Origin of the sequence: Streptomyces sp. NBC_00287 (assembly GCF_036173105.1) — a bacterium.
GTDB lineage: Bacteria > Actinomycetota > Actinomycetes > Streptomycetales > Streptomycetaceae > Streptomyces.
The window spans coordinates 3,768,370-3,783,894 of sequence record NZ_CP108053.1 but is presented as its reverse complement, the minus strand read 5'-3'; the positions used below and the strand labels follow the sequence as shown (position 1 = coordinate 3,783,894).

Below are 15,525 nucleotides of genomic sequence, written 5' to 3'. Positions count from 1 at the left end.
GCAGGGTCACCGAAGAGAGGCAATTCGCGCGCACCGGTGATGCCGTACGAAAACTGACCATCTCCCTGGTGAAACGGGCGAATGCCTCCTAGCGGACCCCCGCGTTCGGGTCCTGCGAAGATGTGCCAGAGTTGCCACGTCCGCCCTGTCAGCACGTACCGTACGGCAGCAACAGGTGGGACCAGGTGGGGCAGCGGGAAGGGGCAGCCGGTTTGACCACGCACGCACCGCAGGCGGGGCAGGCCGTCACGCTGCCCACGACACTGGACGAGGCCGTGGCGGCGCTCGCCGCCGTGCCGGCCACCGTTCCCGTGGCCGGCGGCACCGATCTGATGGCCTCCGTCAACTCCGGACAGCTCAGGCCCGCCGCGCTGGTCGGCCTCGGCAAGATCAGCGAGATCCGCGGCTGGCAGTACCAGGACGGCCACGCCCTGCTCGGCGCCGGCCTCACCCACGCGCGCATGGGCCGCCCCGACTTCGCGGCCCTGATCCCGGCGCTCGCCGCGTCCGCGCGCGCCGCGGGCCCGCCGCAGATCCGCAACGCCGGCACCCTGGGCGGCAACATCGCCACCGCCGCCCCCACCGGCGACGCGCTGCCGGTGCTGGCCGCCCTGGAGGCGACGCTGATCATCGCGGGCCCGGGCGGAGCCCGCCGGGAGATCCCGGTGTCGCATCTGCTGGCCGGCATGGAAATGCTGCGGGCCGGCGAACTCATCGGCTTCGTGCGCGTGCCGCTGCTGCACGCCCCCCAGGTCTTCCTCAAGGCGACCGGGCGGACCGGCCCCGGGCGCTCCATGGCGTCCGTCGCCCTGGTCCTCGACCCCGCGCGGCGGGGGGTGCGGTGCGCCGTGGGCGCCATAGCGCCGATGCCGCTCAGGCCCCTGGAGGCCGAGCAGTGGGTGGCGCAGCTCATCGACTGGGACAACGACCGCGCCATCGTCCCGGAGGCGCTGACCGCCTTCGGGGAATACGTCGCCGCGGCCTGCATCCCCGACCCGGTGCCGGCCGAGGACGGCTCCGTGGACCCGCTTCCGCCCGCCGTACTGCATCTGCGGCGCACCGTCGCCGCGCTGGCCCGACGAGCACTGGGGAGGGCGCTGTCGTGACCGACGACCAGCACTCAGAGGGCGCCCCGCAGGGCGCGAGCCGCTGGGATCCGCTGCCCCAGGGCGACTACGACGACGGTGCCACCGCCTTCGTGAAGCTTCCCGAGGGCGGCGTCGACGCCCTGCTGGCCTCCGCCGACAGCCCGCTGGCCGCGCCCGGCCACGGCTATGTGCCGCCGCCCATAACGGTCACGCCCGCCACCACCGCGGGCACCGACCCGGCGGCCACCGGCACCTGGTCGATCCCTGCGGGCGGTGTCCAGTGGCCCGACGCGAACGCCGGGACCGAGGAGGCCGGGAACGACCGGTTCAGGTACAACCCCGCCGCCACCGGCCAGTGGGCCTTCGAAGACGCCTCGGCCGCCGAGAGCGCGCCCGGCCATGACGTCACCGGTCAGTGGTCGATCCCCGTCGCGGGCGGGGACCTTCCGGACGAATCGGGCGAGTTCACTACTTCGTCGCTGGTCGAGCAGTGGGGCGGCACCCCGCCGGCCACCCTGCCCGGCGGCGCGCCCGCGCCCTGGGCGACCCAGGCGATCGGCGAGCCGTGGGCACGACAGGCCGCCGAACAGGCTGAGCACACCGCCGAGCAAGGCGCGCCGCACGCGCACGTGCCCCTCGACACACGCGACGCCGATACGGCCGTACCCGAACCGCCGGAGCCCGAGGTCCCGCAGGACGCTCCGGAGGCCTCACAGGACGCCCCGGAGGCCCGTGAGGCGGACGGGGCCGACGAGGGGGCCCAGGAGGCCGAGGACGGCGAGAACGGGGCCGAGAGCGCCGTAGAACCGGCCAAGTCCTCGCTGCCCGGTGAGGAACACCCCCTCGCCTCCTTCGTGCTGAGGGTCAACGGCGCCGACCGGCCCGTCACCGACGCCTGGATCGGCGAGTCGCTGCTCTACGTGCTGCGGGAACGGCTCGGGCTCGCCGGTGCCAAGGACGGCTGCTCGCAGGGTGAGTGCGGGGCCTGCAACGTCCAGGTCGACGGGCGGCTCGTCGCCTCCTGCCTGGTGCCCGCCGTGACCGCCGCCGGCAGCGAGGTCCGTACCGTCGAGGGGCTCGCCGTCGACGGACAGCCCTCCGACGTCCAGCGCGCGCTCGCCCGGTGCGGCGCCGTGCAGTGCGGCTTCTGCGTGCCCGGCATGGCGATGACCGTGCACGACCTGCTGGAGGGCAACCCCGCCCCGACCGAGCTGGAGACCCGCCAGGCACTGTGCGGCAACCTGTGCCGCTGCTCCGGCTACCGAGGCGTCGTCGACGCGGTCCAGGAGGTCGTCGCCGAACGCGAGGCGCACAACGCCGCCGACGCTGAGACGGACCAGGACGAGGCACGTATCCCGCACCAGGCGGGCCCGGGCGCAGGCGGCGTACATCCGTCGGCACTCGACCCGCACGACCAGGCGTACGGACAGGACGGAGGCCAGGCGTGAGCAACGAAGCCGCCACCGCGCCCACTCCCGCGGAGGCAGCCCCCGCCCCCGAACCGATCCCGCACGGCCTCGGCGCCTCCCTCCCGGCCGCCGACGCCCAGGCCAAGACCGAGGGCACCTTCCCCTACGCGGCCGACCTGTGGGCCGAGGGCCTGCTGTGGGCGGCCGTGCTGCGCTCCCCGCACGCGCACGCGCGCATCGTGTCGATCGACACCACCCACGCGCGCGAGATGCCCGGCGTGCACGCCGTCGTCACCCACGAGGACGTCCCCGGCACCCCGGTGCACGGCCGCGGCAAGGCCGACCGGCCGGTCTTCGCCTCCGAGGTCGTACGCCACCACGGCGAGCCCATCGCCGCCGTCGCCGCCGACCACCCCGACACCGCCCGCATGGCCGCGGCGGCCGTCATCGTCGAGTACGAAGTACTCGACCCGGTCACCGACCCCGAGCACGCCTTCGAGGCCGAGCCGCTGCACCCCGACGGCAATCTGATCCGGCACATCCCGCTGCGCCACGGCGACCCGGACGCGGCCGGCGAGATCGTCGTGGAGGGCCTGTACCGCATCGGCCGCCAGGACCCGGCACCCATCGGCGCCGAGGCCGGTCTCGCGGTGCCGCGCCCGGACGGCGGGGTGGAGCTGTACCTGGCCTCCACCGACCCGCACACCGACCGCGACACCGCCGCCGCCTGCTTCGGCCTCGCCCCGGACCGCGTGAAGGTCGTCGTCACCGGTGTCCCCGGCGCCACGGCCGACCGCGAGGACCAGGGCTTCCAACTCCCGCTCGGCCTGCTGGCGCTCAAGACCGGCTGCCCGGTGAAACTGACCGCCACGCGCGAGGAGTCATTCCTCGGCCACGCGCACCGGCATCCCACGCTGCTCAGGTACCGCCATCACGCGGACACCGACGGCAGGTTGGTGAAGGTCGAGGCGCAGATCCTGCTGGACGCGGGCGCGTACGCGGACACCTCCTCGGAGGCGCTGGCGGCCGCCGTGGCCTTCGCCTGCGGGCCGTACGTCGTCCCCAATGCCTTCATCGAGGGCTGGGCGGTGCGCACCAACAACCCGCCCTCCGGCCATGTACGCGGCGAGGGCGCCATGCAGGTGGCCGCCGCCTACGAGGCGCAGATGGACAAGCTCGCCAAGAAGCTCGGCGTCGACCCGGCGGAGCTGCGCCTGCAGAATGCGCTCGCCACGGGCGACGTCCTGCCCACCGGCCAGACGGTGACCTGTCCGGCGCCGGTCGCCGAACTCCTCCAGGCGGTACGGGACTTTCCGCTGCCCGCGCTGCCGAAGGACACCCCCGAGGACGAGTGGCTGCTGCCCGGCGGACCCGAGGGCGCGGGCGAACCGGGCGCGGTGCGCCGGGGCGTGGGCTACGGGCTCGGCATGGTGCACATGCTGGGCGCGGAGGGCGCGGACGAGGTCTCCACGGCGACGGTCAAGGTCCAGGACGGGGTCGCCACGGTCCTGTGCGCGGCGGTGGAGACCGGCCAGGGCTTCACCACGCTGGCCCGCCAGATCGTCCAGGAGACCCTCGGTATCGACGAGGTTCATGTGGCCCCGGTCGACACCGACCAGCCTCCTGCGGGCGCGGGCTGCCGCGGACGGCACACCTGGGTGTCGGGCGGCGCGGTGGAGCGCGCGGCGAAGATGGTCCGCACCCAGCTCCTCCAGCCCCTGGCGCACAAGTTCGGCATGTCCACCGAGCTCCTCCAGATCACCGACGGCAAGATCACGTCGTACGACGGCGTCCTGTCGACCACCGTCACCGAGGCGATGGACGGCAAGGAGCTGTGGGCGACCGCACAGTGCCGTCCGCACCCCACCGAGCCGCTGGACGAGGCCGGTCAGGGCGATGCCTTCGTGGGCATGGCGTTCTGTGCGATCCGCGCGGTCGTGGATGTCGACATCGAGCTCGGTTCGGTACGCGTGGTGGAGCTGGCGCTCGCCCAGGACGTCGGCCGGATCCTCAACCCGGCCCAGCTGGCGGCCCGTATCGAGGCGGGCGTCACGCAAGGCGTTGGCATAGCGCTCACGGAGAACCTGCGCACGGCACGCGGCTCGATCCGCCACCCCGATCTGACGGGGTACGCCCTGCCGACGGCTCTGGACGCCCCGGACATCAAGATCGTGAAGCTGGTCGAGGAGCGGGACGTGGTCGCGCCGTTCGGCGCGAAGGCGGTCAGCGCGGCGCCGGTGGTCGCGTCGCCCGCGGCCATCGCCTCGGCCGTACGCGCCGCGACGGGCCGTCCGGTGAACCGCCTGCCGATCCGTCCGCAGGCGGCGGTTGTGACGGGCGGCACGTGAGGCGCTGAGCGGGCGTTGTCAGTGGTGCGGCGTAGTGTTCCGAGGTGTTGGGACAGGTACGGGGGGACACCATGAACGCGACGATCACCAGGCCGGATCCGCTGCTCCGAGGCGGGCGTCTGATCAGCACGTTGGCACTGGTCGCGGGACCTGAGCCGGACCGGCGGATGCTGCCTCGGCTGCTGGCCGAGGAGTTCGGCCGCAGCAAGGTGATGCGCTTCGAGGACGTCGACTTCCCGGCGACGCTCACCCACGAACCGACCCGCCGCTTCCTGCGCGAGACGGGGCTGCCGGAGGAACACGCCCTGTTCCGCCTGGACTTGGACGCCGTGCTGCCGACGCTGACGGAGGCGTACGCGGACGAGGCAGCCGCCTTGGACCTGCCCCCGGAGGCGGACCGCCTGATACTCCTGGGCCACTTGGACGACGGCAACACCCTTCTCCTGAACGGCGAAACGGGCGAGCTCCTGACATGGACGGCTCCCGGGGGCCGGCCGTACTCCCTCGATGCCGACGTCGCCACGCTCGCCTTCACCCTCTGGCTGCTGCACCGGGACACACTGCGCGCATGACCGAGAACATCACGATCCGCCGGGCCGAACCGTCCGACCTGGAGGCGGTCGCGGGCCTTCGCTGGCAGTGGATGGTGGAGAACGGCGACACATCGACGACGCTCGAACGCCCGGACTTCATCCGTCACTTCGTGGCCTGGGCGGCCGAGAACTCCGCCTCCCACCGCTGCATGGTCCTGATCCGCGACTCGGAGGTCATCGGCATGGCCTGGCTGGCGGTCGTCCCCCGCGTACCGACCCCGCAGTTGCTGCACCGAGCCTCCGGCGACCTGCAATGCGTCTACGTCAGCCCGGGCGCCCGAGACACAGGCCTGGGCGGCCGCCTGATAACCGAGACCCTGGCAGCGGCAGAATCCCTCGGCCTGGAGCGAGTCACGGTCCACTCCTCACCTCGCGCCATCCCGGCATACGCCCGCCAAGGCTTCGAGAACTCCCCGCGACTGCTGCATGCACGCCTGGCGCGCTGATGCCATCAGGAGATGCCCGAGGACGCGGGCTGATGGAGGCCGTGGCGGGATTCGAACCCGCGTAACTCGCTTTGCAGGCGAGCCCCTGAACCGCTCGGGCACACGGCCGTGTTCGAACTCGGTCTTTGCTTGCTGCCGTGTTCGGTGGTCCGACCGTAGGCGGCCGTGGGGGAAGGGCTCAAGGGGAAACGGGTCGCTGCAATGGGACTGCCATGCCGCGTTCATGAAGGGGGTCGTACGACCAAGGTCTCACGGCCGGAGGGACTCCTGACAGGAGTCAGAGAGGCGCTTGGACCTTACGCTGGCGGGCATGGCCGCCCTTGATCCGCGTGACACCGATGTCGCGAAGACCGCTGAAGCCCCCGAGTCCGTCGAGACCGTGCTGAGCCGTTCCTACCGGGCGCTCAGTATCGGGATCGTGTCCGTCGTGCTGCTGATCGCCTTTGAGGCGACGGCCGTGGGGACGGCGATGCCGGTCGCGGCCCGGGAGCTGGACGGGGTGGCGGTGTATGCCTTCGCCTTCTCCGGGTTCTTCACCACCTCCCTGTTCGGGATGGTGCTCGCCGGGCAGTGGGCGGACCGGCGGGGGCCGGTCGGGCCGGTGACCGCCGGGATCGGGGCGTTCGCCGCCGGGTTGTTGCTGGCGGGGACGGCCACCGCGATGTGGGCGTTCGTGCTCGGGCGGGCCGTGCAAGGGCTCGGTGGCGGGCTGGTGATCGTGGGGTTGTACGTGGTGATCGGGCGGGCTTATCCCGATCGGCTGCGCCCCGCCATCGTGGCCGCGTTCGCCGCCAGCTGGGTCGTGCCGTCGATAGTCGGGCCGCTGGCCTCCGGAGTGGTGACCGAGCAGCTCGGCTGGCGCTGGGTGTTCCTCGGCATCCCGGTGCTCGTCGTGTTCCCGCTCGCGCTCGCGCTGCCGCAGATAAAGCGGCGGGCCTCGGGCCCGGTGCCCGGCACGGACCCCTCCTTCGACCGTCGCCGCATCCGGCTCGCCCTCGGCATCTCCCTCGGCGCGGGCCTCCTCCAGTACGCCGCCCAGGACCTGCGCCCGCTCTCGCTGCTGCCCGGCGTGATCGGCGCCGCCCTGCTCGTCCCGGCGGTCCTCGGCCTCCTCCCGCGCGGCACCTACCGCGCCGCCCGAGGCCTGCCGTCCGTCGTGCTGTTGCGCGGAATCGCCGCGGGCTCCTTCATCGCCGCCGAGTCCTTCGTACCGCTGATGCTGGTCACCCAGCGGGGGCTCTCGCCGACGCTGGCCGGGTTCTCCCTCGCGGCCGGCGGCGGGACCTGGGCGGCGGGCTCCTGGCTGCAGTCCCGGCCGCGCCTGGAGCCGTACCGGGAGCGGCTGACCACGTTCGGGATGGTGCTGGTGGCCGCCGCCATCGCCGCCGCGCCGAGCGTGCTGATCGACTCCGTGCCGGTGTGGACCCTTGCCGTCGCCTGGTCGTTCGGCTGCTTCGGGATGGGCCTGGTGATCTCCTCCGCCAGCGTGCTCCTGCTGAAGCTGTCCGCCCCCGAGGAGGCCGGCACCAACTCCGCCTCCCTGCAGATCTCCGACGCCCTGTCCAACGTCGTGCTGCTCTCCGTGGGCGGCGCCGCCTTCGCGGCCCTCGGCGGCGGCACGGCGGGGCACACGGTCGCCGAGGCCTCCGGTTCGCATCCGGCGGCCTTCACGGCGGTGTTCCTGCCGATGGCGGCGGTGGCGCTGGCGGGGGTGTGGGTGACGACACGGCTGCGGCAGCTGTGATGTGGATCCCACCCAAGGGTTACCGGGCCTCGTCCGCGCGTTGACCCGACCCCGGCGCCGGTAGGGTGGCCCGGTTGTCATACGTAGCCCGACCCCCACGGAGACCGTGACTACCACCGCCGCTTCCTCCTCCCACCACCTTTCCCCGGCCTTCCCCGGGCGTGCCCCGTGGGGTACCGCCAGCAAGCTGCGTGCCTGGCAGCAGGGGGCGATGGAGAAGTACATCCAGGAGCAGCCGCGTGACTTTCTCGCGGTCGCGACCCCGGGCGCGGGCAAGACGACCTTCGCCCTCACCCTCGCCTCCTGGCTGCTGCACCACCATGTCGTGCAGCAGGTGACCGTGGTCGCGCCGACCGAGCATCTGAAGAAGCAGTGGGCGGAGGCGGCCGCGCGGATAGGGATCAAACTCGACCCCGAGTACAGCGCGGGCCCGCTCGGCAAGGACTACCACGGCGTCGCCGTGACCTACGCGGGTGTCGGCGTGCGGCCCATGCTGCACCGCAACCGCGTCGAGCAGCGCAAGACCCTCGTCATCCTCGACGAGATCCACCACGCCGGTGACTCCAAGTCCTGGGGCGAGGCCTGCCTCGAGGCCTTCGAGCCCGCCACCCGCCGGCTCGCGCTCACCGGTACGCCCTTCAGGTCCGACACCAACCCGATCCCCTTCGTGACGTACGAGGAGGACAACGCGGGCATCCGGCGCTCGGCCGCCGACTACACGTACGGCTACGGGTCTGCCCTGTCGGACGGGGTCGTGCGGCCCGTCATCTTCCTTTCCTACAGCGGCAATATGCGCTGGCGGACGAAGGCCGGTGACGAGATCGCGGCCCGCCTCGGGGAGCCGATGACCAAGGACGCCGTCTCGCAGGCCTGGCGTACCGCGCTCGATCCGCGTGGCGAGTGGATGCCGAGCGTGCTGCGCGCCGCCGACCAGCGGCTCACCGAGGTCCGCAAGGGCATCCCGGACGCGGGCGCCCTCGTCATCGCCTCCGACCAGGACTCCGCCCGCGCCTACGCCAAGCTCATCCGCGAGATCACGGGTACGAAGGCGACCCTCGTACTGTCCGACGACGCCGGTGCGTCCAAGCGGATCGACGACTTCAGCGGCAGCAACGACCGGTGGATGGTCGCGGTGCGCATGGTGTCGGAAGGCGTCGACGTCCCCAGACTCGCGGTCGGGGTGTACGCCACGACCATCTCCACGCCGCTCTTCTTCGCGCAGGCCGTCGGCCGTTTCGTACGGTCGCGTCGGCGCGGCGAGACCGCCTCCGTCTTCCTCCCGACCGTCCCCGACCTCCTCACCTTCGCCAACGAGATGGAGGTGGAACGCGACCACGCCCTCGACAAGCCCAAGAAGGAGGGCGAGGAGGACCCCTACGCCGAGTCCGAGAAGGAGATGGAGGAGGCGAACAAGGAGCGGGACGAAGAAGACGCAGACACCGGCGAGCAGTTCTCCTTCGAGGCGCTGGAGTCCGAGGCCGTCTTCGACCGGGTGCTGTACGACGGCGCCGAGTTCGGTATGCAGGCGCACCCCGGGAGCGAGGAGGAGCAGGACTACCTCGGGATTCCGGGACTGCTCGAGCCCGACCAGGTGCAGTTGCTGCTCCAGAAGCGGCAGGCCCGGCAGATCGCGCACAGCCGCAAGAAGCCGGACTCCGAGGCCGACCTGCTCGAACTGCCCGCCGAGCGGCGGCCCGTCGTCTCGCACAAGGAGATGATGGAGCTGCGCAAGCAGCTCAACACGATGGTCAGCGCATACGTCCACCAGAGCGGCAAGCCGCACGGGGTGATCCACACCGAGCTGCGCCGCGTGTGCGGAGGACCGCCGAGCGCGGAAGCGACGGCCGGGCAGCTGCGGCAGCGCATTGCGAAGGTGCAGGAGTGGGCGACGCGTATGCGTTGACCTGCCCACTCGGGGCCGCGTGACGTACGTAACAGGACAAACGGAAGCAGGCCGTACCGGTCGGTGACCGGATTCTGGACGGAGCCTTCCGCTCAGCGAACCTGCTTCGCTACTGTCCCGCTACGCACACGCCCCGTGGCAGCGCCGCCGCGGAGCGCAGCCGTGAAGCGACGCGGTCCGGAGATTGCCGGGCCGCCGGCCGATCGGCGGCCTCTGAAGCGCGTCACTGACGGGACTCGGTGACGCATCCGCCGCGAGGGGGCTGCCGACCTCACCACTAAGGAGTGGGCGTCGTGACCGCGGAGACCTCTCAGACGCTCGACCGGGGACTGCGCGTCCTCAAGCTGCTGGCCGACACGGACCATGGGCTGACCGTCACCGAGCTTTCCAACAAACTGGGTGTGAACCGGACCGTTGTGTACCGGTTGCTCGCCACGCTGGAGCAGCATGCGCTGGTACGTCGTGACCTCGGCGGCAGGGCCCGGGTGGGGCTCGGTGTGCTGCGGCTCGGCCGCCAGGTGCATCCGCTGGTACGGGAGGCCGCGCTGCCGGCACTGCGATCGCTGGCCGAGGACATAGGGGCGACGGCGCATCTCACGCTGGTGGACGGCGCGGAGGCGCTGGCCGTGGCGGTGGTGGAGCCGACGTGGACGGACTATCACGTGGCGTACCGGGCGGGCTTCCGGCATCCGCTGGAGCGCGGGGCGGCGGGCAAGGCGATCCTCGCGGCCCGGCGCCAGCCGTTGGAGGAGCCCGGGTACACGCTGACCCACGGTGAGCTGGAGGCGGGGGCGAGCGGAGCCGCGGCGCCGCTGCTGGGGGTGACCGGGGTCGAGGGCAGCGTCGGAGTCGTGATGCTGGCGGACGCGGTGCCGGAACGGGTGGGACCGCGGGTGGTGGACGCGGCCCGGGAGGTGGCGGAGGCGCTGCGCTGACGTCGGCCGGAGCCGGACCGCGTCATCCGTCACGTTAGATTGACCCCGTGCTCTCTCGTCTCTCTCGCCCCCAGGCCCTCGCCGTCTGTGCTCTGCCCGTCGTCGGGCTGCTGGCCACGGCCGTTTTCGCGCCGCTGCCGTTCTCGCTCACGCAGCCCGGACTGACGGCGAATGTGCTCGGGGAGAACAAGGGGGAGCCGGTGATCACGATCTCCGGGGCGGCCACCCGTAAGACCAGTGGGCAGCTGCGGATGACGACCATCGAGGCCACCGGCCCCGACGTCAGCGTGTCGCTCGCGGATGTCCTCGACTCCTGGTTCCGCACCGACAGTGCGGTCATGCCCCGTGACTCGGTCTACCCCAGCGACAAGAGCACCGACGAGATCGAGGAGTACAACACCGAGCAGATGCGGGAGTCCCAGGACGACGCCACCGAGGCCGCCCTGAACTACCTCGACCTCGACGCCAGAAAGGTCAAGGTCGATCTGGAACTCGCCGACGTCGGCGGCCCCAGCGCCGGCCTGCTCTTCTCCCTCGGCATCGTAGAAAAGCTGGACGGCGACGGCAGCGGCGGCGAGCTCACGGGCGGCCGCAATATCGCCGGTACGGGAACCATCGACGCCGACGGCAAGGTCGGCGCCGTAGGCGGGGTCGCCCTGAAGACCCAGGCCGCCCGTCGGGACGGCGCGACCGTGTTCCTCGTCCCCAAGGCCGAGTGCTCGGACGCCAAGTCGGACCTCCCCAAGGGCCTCCGCCTCATCCCGGTCACCACCCTCCAGGGCGCGGTCGACTCCCTGGTCGCCCTGGAGAAGGGGACGGGCAAGGTAGCGAGCTGCTAGTGCTCACCCCTCCTTGACGAACCCCTCCTCTTTCATCCAGTCCAGCGCCACCTCGTGCGGGTCCTCCCCGTCCACATCCACTTTGGCGTTCAGTTCCTGCGCCACCGTGTTGTTCAGCTTGGCCGTCACCGGGGCCAGGATCTCCGCGATCGCCGGATACTCCTTCAGCGTCCCGGAGTTGATCACGGGTGCCGCGTTGTAGTTGGGGAAGAACTTCTTGTCGTCCGCCATGACCTCGAGGTTCATGGACCTGATGCGACCGTCGGTCGTGAAGACCTCCCCATAGGTGCAACTGCCCTTCGCCGCCTGGGTGTAGATGATCCCGGTGTCCATCTGGGTGATGTTCCCGGCCGGGATGCTCATCCCGTACTCCTTCTCCATGCCCGGCAGCCCGTCCGCGCGGTTGGCGAACTCGCTCTCCACGCACAGGGTCACCGCTCCGGGGTCCCGCTCCGCCAGTTCGGCCACGTCGGACAGCGTCTTGGTGCCGTACTTCTTGAAGTTGGACTGGTTCATCGCCAGCGCGTAGGTGTTGTTCAGGGCTGAGGGTTCAAGCCATGTCAGTCCGTTCTCGAGGTCGGCGTCGCGCACCGCCTCCCACTGCTTACGGGGGTTGTCGATGGGCTCGCTGTTGCCCTGGTACGTGATCCAGGCGGTGCCCGTGTACTCGTACATCCCGTCCGCGTCCCCGGAGCTGACCGCCTCCCGCGCCCCGATCGACCCCTGGATCCCCGTGCGGTCGAGCACCTCCGCGCCGGCCGCCTCGAAGGCGATGCCCATGATCGCGCCGAGGATGAGCTGCTCGGTGAACTCCTTCGACGTCACCGTCAGCTCGGCACCTTCCAGCGGCTCGCCCTGGCCGATGGTGCCGGGCACGACGTCGTCCACCATCGGCGAACCGCTGGTCAGACCGCAGGCGGACACCAGCGCCCCGGTCAGCAGCAGACAGGCGACCCTTCTCATGTCCCCACCTCCAACCCCCGCGGCCGCAGCAGCAGTTCCGCCAGTGAGGCCAGCCAGTCCACCAGCAACGCCAGCGCCACCGTGAGGATCGAGCCGAGCATCAGTACCGGCATGCGCTGGGTGGTGATCCCGGTCGTGATCAGTACGCCCAGGCCGCCGCCGCCACCGAAGGTCGCAAGGGTCGCCGTACCGACGTTCAGGACGAGGGCCGTCCGCACACCCGCCAGAATCAGGGGCACCGCCAACGGCAGCTCCACGCGGGAGAGCACCCCCAGCGGCGACATGCCGATGCCCCGCGCCGCCTCCAGCAGCGTGGGGTCGTTCGCCTTCAGGCCCGCGATCGTGTTCGACAGCACCGGCAGGACGGCGTAGATGATGATGCCGATCAGGGCCGCCTTCGTCCCGGTGCCGAGCCAGATCACCAGCAGGGCGAGCAGGCCGATCGCGGGGGTCGCCTGGCCCATGTTGGCGACGGCCATCGCCACCGGGGTCGCCTTGCGGAAGGCCTTGCGGGTCAGCAGGATGCCCAGCGGGATCGCGATGATCAGCACGAAGAAGGTCGAGATCACCGTCAGTTCGATGTGCTGCCACAGCGCCTTCGACACCTGCCCGTTCGACAGCGCGTTCTCGGAGATCGAGTCCAGGTCGGCCTGCTGGAACCACAGCCAGGTCGCCAGCAGCAGCGCCACCAGCAGGGCCGGCAGGAAGGTCAGCTTCTGCCAGCTCACCCGGCGCCGGGTGACCGCCGGCGGCGGGGGCGCCTCCTGCTCGGCCTCGCCCTCGTCACGGAAGGCGAGCCCCTTGACCTCGTGCTCGCCCTCAGGGCGTTCCTGATCGGGGGAAGTCGTCACGCCTTCGCCTCCCCTCCGTCGCCCTCCTGCTCGGCGTGCGTCTGGGTGGCCCGTGCCTCCTCCAGCTCGTGCTGGTGCTCGATCGCCTCAAGACGGTCCGCCTCCAGCAGTTCGTGCACGGAGTTCATGAGCGTCTCCATGTCGACGACCCCGTCGTACTCACCGCGCCGTCCGGTGACCGCGACCCGCCCCGCGTTGTCGGTGAGCACCGCCTCCAGGGCGTCGCGCAGGGTGGCGTCCCGGGTGACCGTGTCGTGCACCAGCGTGCCCGCGCGGGCGAGGGAGCCCTTGGCGCGCATCAGGTCGCCGCGGCGCAGCCACTTGTAGGGGCGGCGGCGCTTGTCGAGCAGCAGGATCTCGTTGGTGCCGCTGGAGCGGAGCTTGTTGAAGAACTCCTGGAGCGGGTCGTCGACGTTGACCGTCGGATAGTCCCTGATCTCCACATCCCGTACGCGGGTCAGGTTCAGTCGCTTCAGCGCCGCCCCGGCGCCGACGAACCCCGAGACGAAGTCGTCGGCCGGGTTGGTGAGGATCGCCTCCGGGGTGTCGAACTGAGCGATGTGCGAGCGTTCGCGCAGCACGGCGATCCGGTCACCGAGCTTGATCGCCTCGTCGAAGTCATGGGTGACGAAGACGATCGTCTTGTGCAGCTCGTGCTGCAACCTGATCAACTCGTCCTGGAGATGGTCCCGGGTGATCGGGTCGACCGCGCCGAACGGTTCGTCCATCAGCAACACCGGCGGATCGGCGGCCAGCGCCCGCGCCACGCCCACCCGCTGCTGCTGACCGCCGGACAACTGGCGCGGATAGCGGCCGTGGAACTCGCCGGGGTCGAGCCCGACCAGGTCGAGCAGCTCCTCCACCCGGCTCTTGATCCGCCCCTTCGGCCAGCCGACCATCTTCGGTACGAGCGAGATGTTCTGCGCGACCGTCATGTGCGGGAAGAGCCCGGCCGACTGGATCGCGTAACCGACCTTGCGGCGCAGCTTCACCGGGTCGATGGTGGTGACGTCCTCGCCGCCGATGCGGATCCGGCCACCGGTCGGTTCGATCAGCCTGTTGATCATCTTGAGCGTCGTGGACTTTCCGCACCCCGACGGGCCGACGAAGATGACGATCTCGCCCGCCTGGATCTCCATGTTGACGTTGTCGACGGCGGGGCTGGGACTCCCCGGATACCGCTTGGTGAGGTTCTCCAGCTCGATGGAGGCGCCGGACGTACTGGACTCAGGCACGGATCCCCCTGGGAATGGTCAGCCGCCCGATCAGGACGTACGCGGCGTCGAACAGCAGCGCCAGGATGATGATCCCGAGCGTGCCCGCGAGCACCTGGTTGATCGCGTTCTTGCTGCCCAGCGAGGCGAGGCCGCGGAAGATCACATTGCCCAGGCCGGGCCCGGAGGCGTAGGCCGCGATCGCCGCGATGCCCATCAGCATCTGCGTCGAGACCCGGATGCCGGTCAGGATCGGCGGCCAGGCCAGCGGCAGTTCGATCCGGACCAGCCGCATCACCCGGGACATCCCGATGCCCTTGGCCGCGTCCACCAGCGTCGGGTCGACCCCGCGCAGACCGACGATCGCGTTGCGCACGATCGGCAGCAGCCCGTACAGCGTCAGCGCGATCACCGTGGGCGGGACACCCAGGCCCACGATCGGGATGAGCAGACCGATCATGGCGAGCGACGGAATGGTCAGGATGGCCGAGGTGGTCGTCGTGGCGAGGTTCCCGGCCCAGTCGCTCCGGTAGGTGACGACACCGATCAACACGCCCAGCACGGTCGCGACGACCATGCACTGGAAGACGGCGCTCGCGTGCTGGTAGGCGTCCGTGAGCAACTGCTGGTGGCGGGTGCCCAGGTACTCCCAGAAGTTCACATCGCTCACCCCAGGTCGGCTACGGTCCCGCCCGGTGGTCCTCCGCCGCCTGCTCCACCAACGGGATGATCCGCAGCGGAACGGGGTTCTCCATCACGATGGCGGTAGAGGCCCGGACGATCCCATCAAAACCGACAACCCGGTCGATGACCCGCTGCAGATCGGCGTTCGAGCGGGCCACGAGCCGGCACAGCATGTCCCCGCTACCCGTGGTCGTGTGCAGCTCCAGCACCTCCGGCACGGTCGCCAAGTGCGCCCGCACATCGGGCCCTTGGCCCTGCCGGATCTGGAGGGTGGCGAAAGCGGTGACCGGATAGCCGAGCGCCGCCGGGTCGACCTGCGGACCGAAGCCGCGGATGACTCCGTTCGACTGAAGCCGGTCGAGCCGCGCCTGCACGGTCCCGCGGGCCACTCCCAGCCGCCGGGACATCTCCAGCACCCCGAGCCGCGGCTCCCGCGCGAGCAGCACGATGATGCGCCCGTCCAGATGATCGATCCCCATGGGGCCCTCCCGGCACTGGTCATCCTGTA

General features: G+C 71.0%; 14 protein-coding genes and 1 tRNA gene. 9 read left to right on the top strand and 6 right to left on the bottom strand.

Going from position 1 to position 15,525, the window contains the following annotated elements; genetic code table 11:
• The first annotated feature begins 212 nt into the window (after window positions 1–212).
• From OHT76_RS17235 to OHT76_RS17215, 5 genes are all read left to right on the top strand, one after another.
• Window positions 213–1,106 (top strand): FAD binding domain-containing protein, encoded by an 894-nt coding sequence (locus OHT76_RS17235; RefSeq protein WP_328871724.1) that lies wholly within the window; start codon window positions 213–215, stop codon window positions 1,104–1,106.
• Complete coding sequence (locus OHT76_RS17230; protein WP_328871723.1) at window positions 1,103–2,536, top strand: 2Fe-2S iron-sulfur cluster-binding protein; 1,434 nt, start codon at window positions 1,103–1,105, stop codon at window positions 2,534–2,536. Before OHT76_RS17235 ends, OHT76_RS17230 begins: the two co-directional genes overlap by 4 nt.
• Complete coding sequence (locus OHT76_RS17225) at window positions 2,533–4,845, top strand: xanthine dehydrogenase family protein molybdopterin-binding subunit (RefSeq protein ID WP_328871722.1); 2,313 nt, start codon at window positions 2,533–2,535, stop codon at window positions 4,843–4,845. Before OHT76_RS17230 ends, OHT76_RS17225 begins: the two co-directional genes overlap by 4 nt.
• A gap of 71 nt (window positions 4,846–4,916) precedes the next feature.
• Window positions 4,917–5,417 (top strand): SUKH-4 family immunity protein, encoded by a 501-nt coding sequence (locus OHT76_RS17220; RefSeq protein ID WP_328871721.1) that lies wholly within the window; start codon window positions 4,917–4,919, stop codon window positions 5,415–5,417.
• Window positions 5,414–5,884, top strand: coding sequence for a GNAT family N-acetyltransferase (locus tag OHT76_RS17215; RefSeq protein ID WP_328871720.1), 471 nt, complete (start codon window positions 5,414–5,416; stop codon window positions 5,882–5,884). The genes OHT76_RS17220 and OHT76_RS17215 overlap by 4 nt, the downstream gene beginning before the upstream one ends.
• A 33-nt stretch (window positions 5,885–5,917) precedes the next feature.
• On the opposite strand, the gene OHT76_RS17210 is transcribed toward OHT76_RS17215, so the two are convergent.
• Window positions 5,918–5,992: transfer RNA gene (locus OHT76_RS17210), tRNA-Cys, on the bottom strand.
• A gap of 202 nt (window positions 5,993–6,194) precedes the next feature.
• Here OHT76_RS17210 and OHT76_RS17205 point away from each other — a divergent pair.
• The 4 genes from OHT76_RS17205 (at window position 6,195) to OHT76_RS17190 (ending at window position 11,305) form a co-directional block, all read left to right on the top strand.
• Window positions 6,195–7,628, top strand: coding sequence for an MFS transporter (locus tag OHT76_RS17205; protein ID WP_328871719.1), 1,434 nt, complete (start codon window positions 6,195–6,197; stop codon window positions 7,626–7,628).
• A 106-nt stretch (window positions 7,629–7,734) separates the two neighbouring features.
• On the top strand, window positions 7,735–9,531 hold the full coding sequence (locus tag OHT76_RS17200; RefSeq protein ID WP_328871718.1) for a DEAD/DEAH box helicase: 1,797 nt from the start codon (window positions 7,735–7,737) through the stop codon (window positions 9,529–9,531).
• A 293-nt stretch (window positions 9,532–9,824) separates the two neighbouring features.
• A complete protein-coding gene (locus OHT76_RS17195) occupies window positions 9,825–10,466 on the top strand; it encodes an IclR family transcriptional regulator (protein WP_093721413.1) in 642 nt (213 codons plus the stop codon).
• A 47-nt stretch (window positions 10,467–10,513) separates the two neighbouring features.
• Window positions 10,514–11,305, top strand: coding sequence for a YlbL family protein (locus OHT76_RS17190; protein WP_328871717.1), 792 nt, complete (start codon window positions 10,514–10,516; stop codon window positions 11,303–11,305).
• 3 nt (window positions 11,306–11,308) lie between these two features.
• On the opposite strand, the gene OHT76_RS17185 is transcribed toward OHT76_RS17190, so the two are convergent.
• The 5 genes from OHT76_RS17185 to OHT76_RS17165 are packed head-to-tail and all read right to left on the bottom strand — an operon-like array spanning window position 11,309 to window position 15,496.
• Window positions 11,309–12,268: a glycine betaine ABC transporter substrate-binding protein gene (locus tag OHT76_RS17185; protein WP_328871716.1), complete on the bottom strand. Its 960-nt coding sequence runs from the start codon at window positions 12,266–12,268 to the stop codon at window positions 11,309–11,311.
• Entirely contained in the window at window positions 12,265–13,119 is an 855-nt protein-coding gene (locus OHT76_RS17180; protein ID WP_328871715.1) for an ABC transporter permease, read from the bottom strand. The genes OHT76_RS17185 and OHT76_RS17180 overlap by 4 nt, the downstream gene beginning before the upstream one ends.
• Window positions 13,116–14,354, bottom strand: coding sequence for a betaine/proline/choline family ABC transporter ATP-binding protein (locus OHT76_RS17175; RefSeq protein ID WP_328871714.1), 1,239 nt, complete (start codon window positions 14,352–14,354; stop codon window positions 13,116–13,118). Before OHT76_RS17175 ends, OHT76_RS17180 begins: the two co-directional genes overlap by 4 nt.
• The gene (locus OHT76_RS17170) at window positions 14,347–14,994 is read right to left on the bottom strand and encodes an ABC transporter permease (protein WP_328876549.1); all 648 of its coding nucleotides are present in this window, start codon (window positions 14,992–14,994) and stop codon (window positions 14,347–14,349) included. The genes OHT76_RS17175 and OHT76_RS17170 overlap by 8 nt, the downstream gene beginning before the upstream one ends.
• Before the next feature lie 19 nt (window positions 14,995–15,013).
• On the bottom strand, window positions 15,014–15,496 hold the full coding sequence (locus OHT76_RS17165) for an Lrp/AsnC family transcriptional regulator (RefSeq protein ID WP_328871713.1): 483 nt from the start codon (window positions 15,494–15,496) through the stop codon (window positions 15,014–15,016).
• Between the last annotated feature and the right edge of the window lie 29 nt (window positions 15,497–15,525).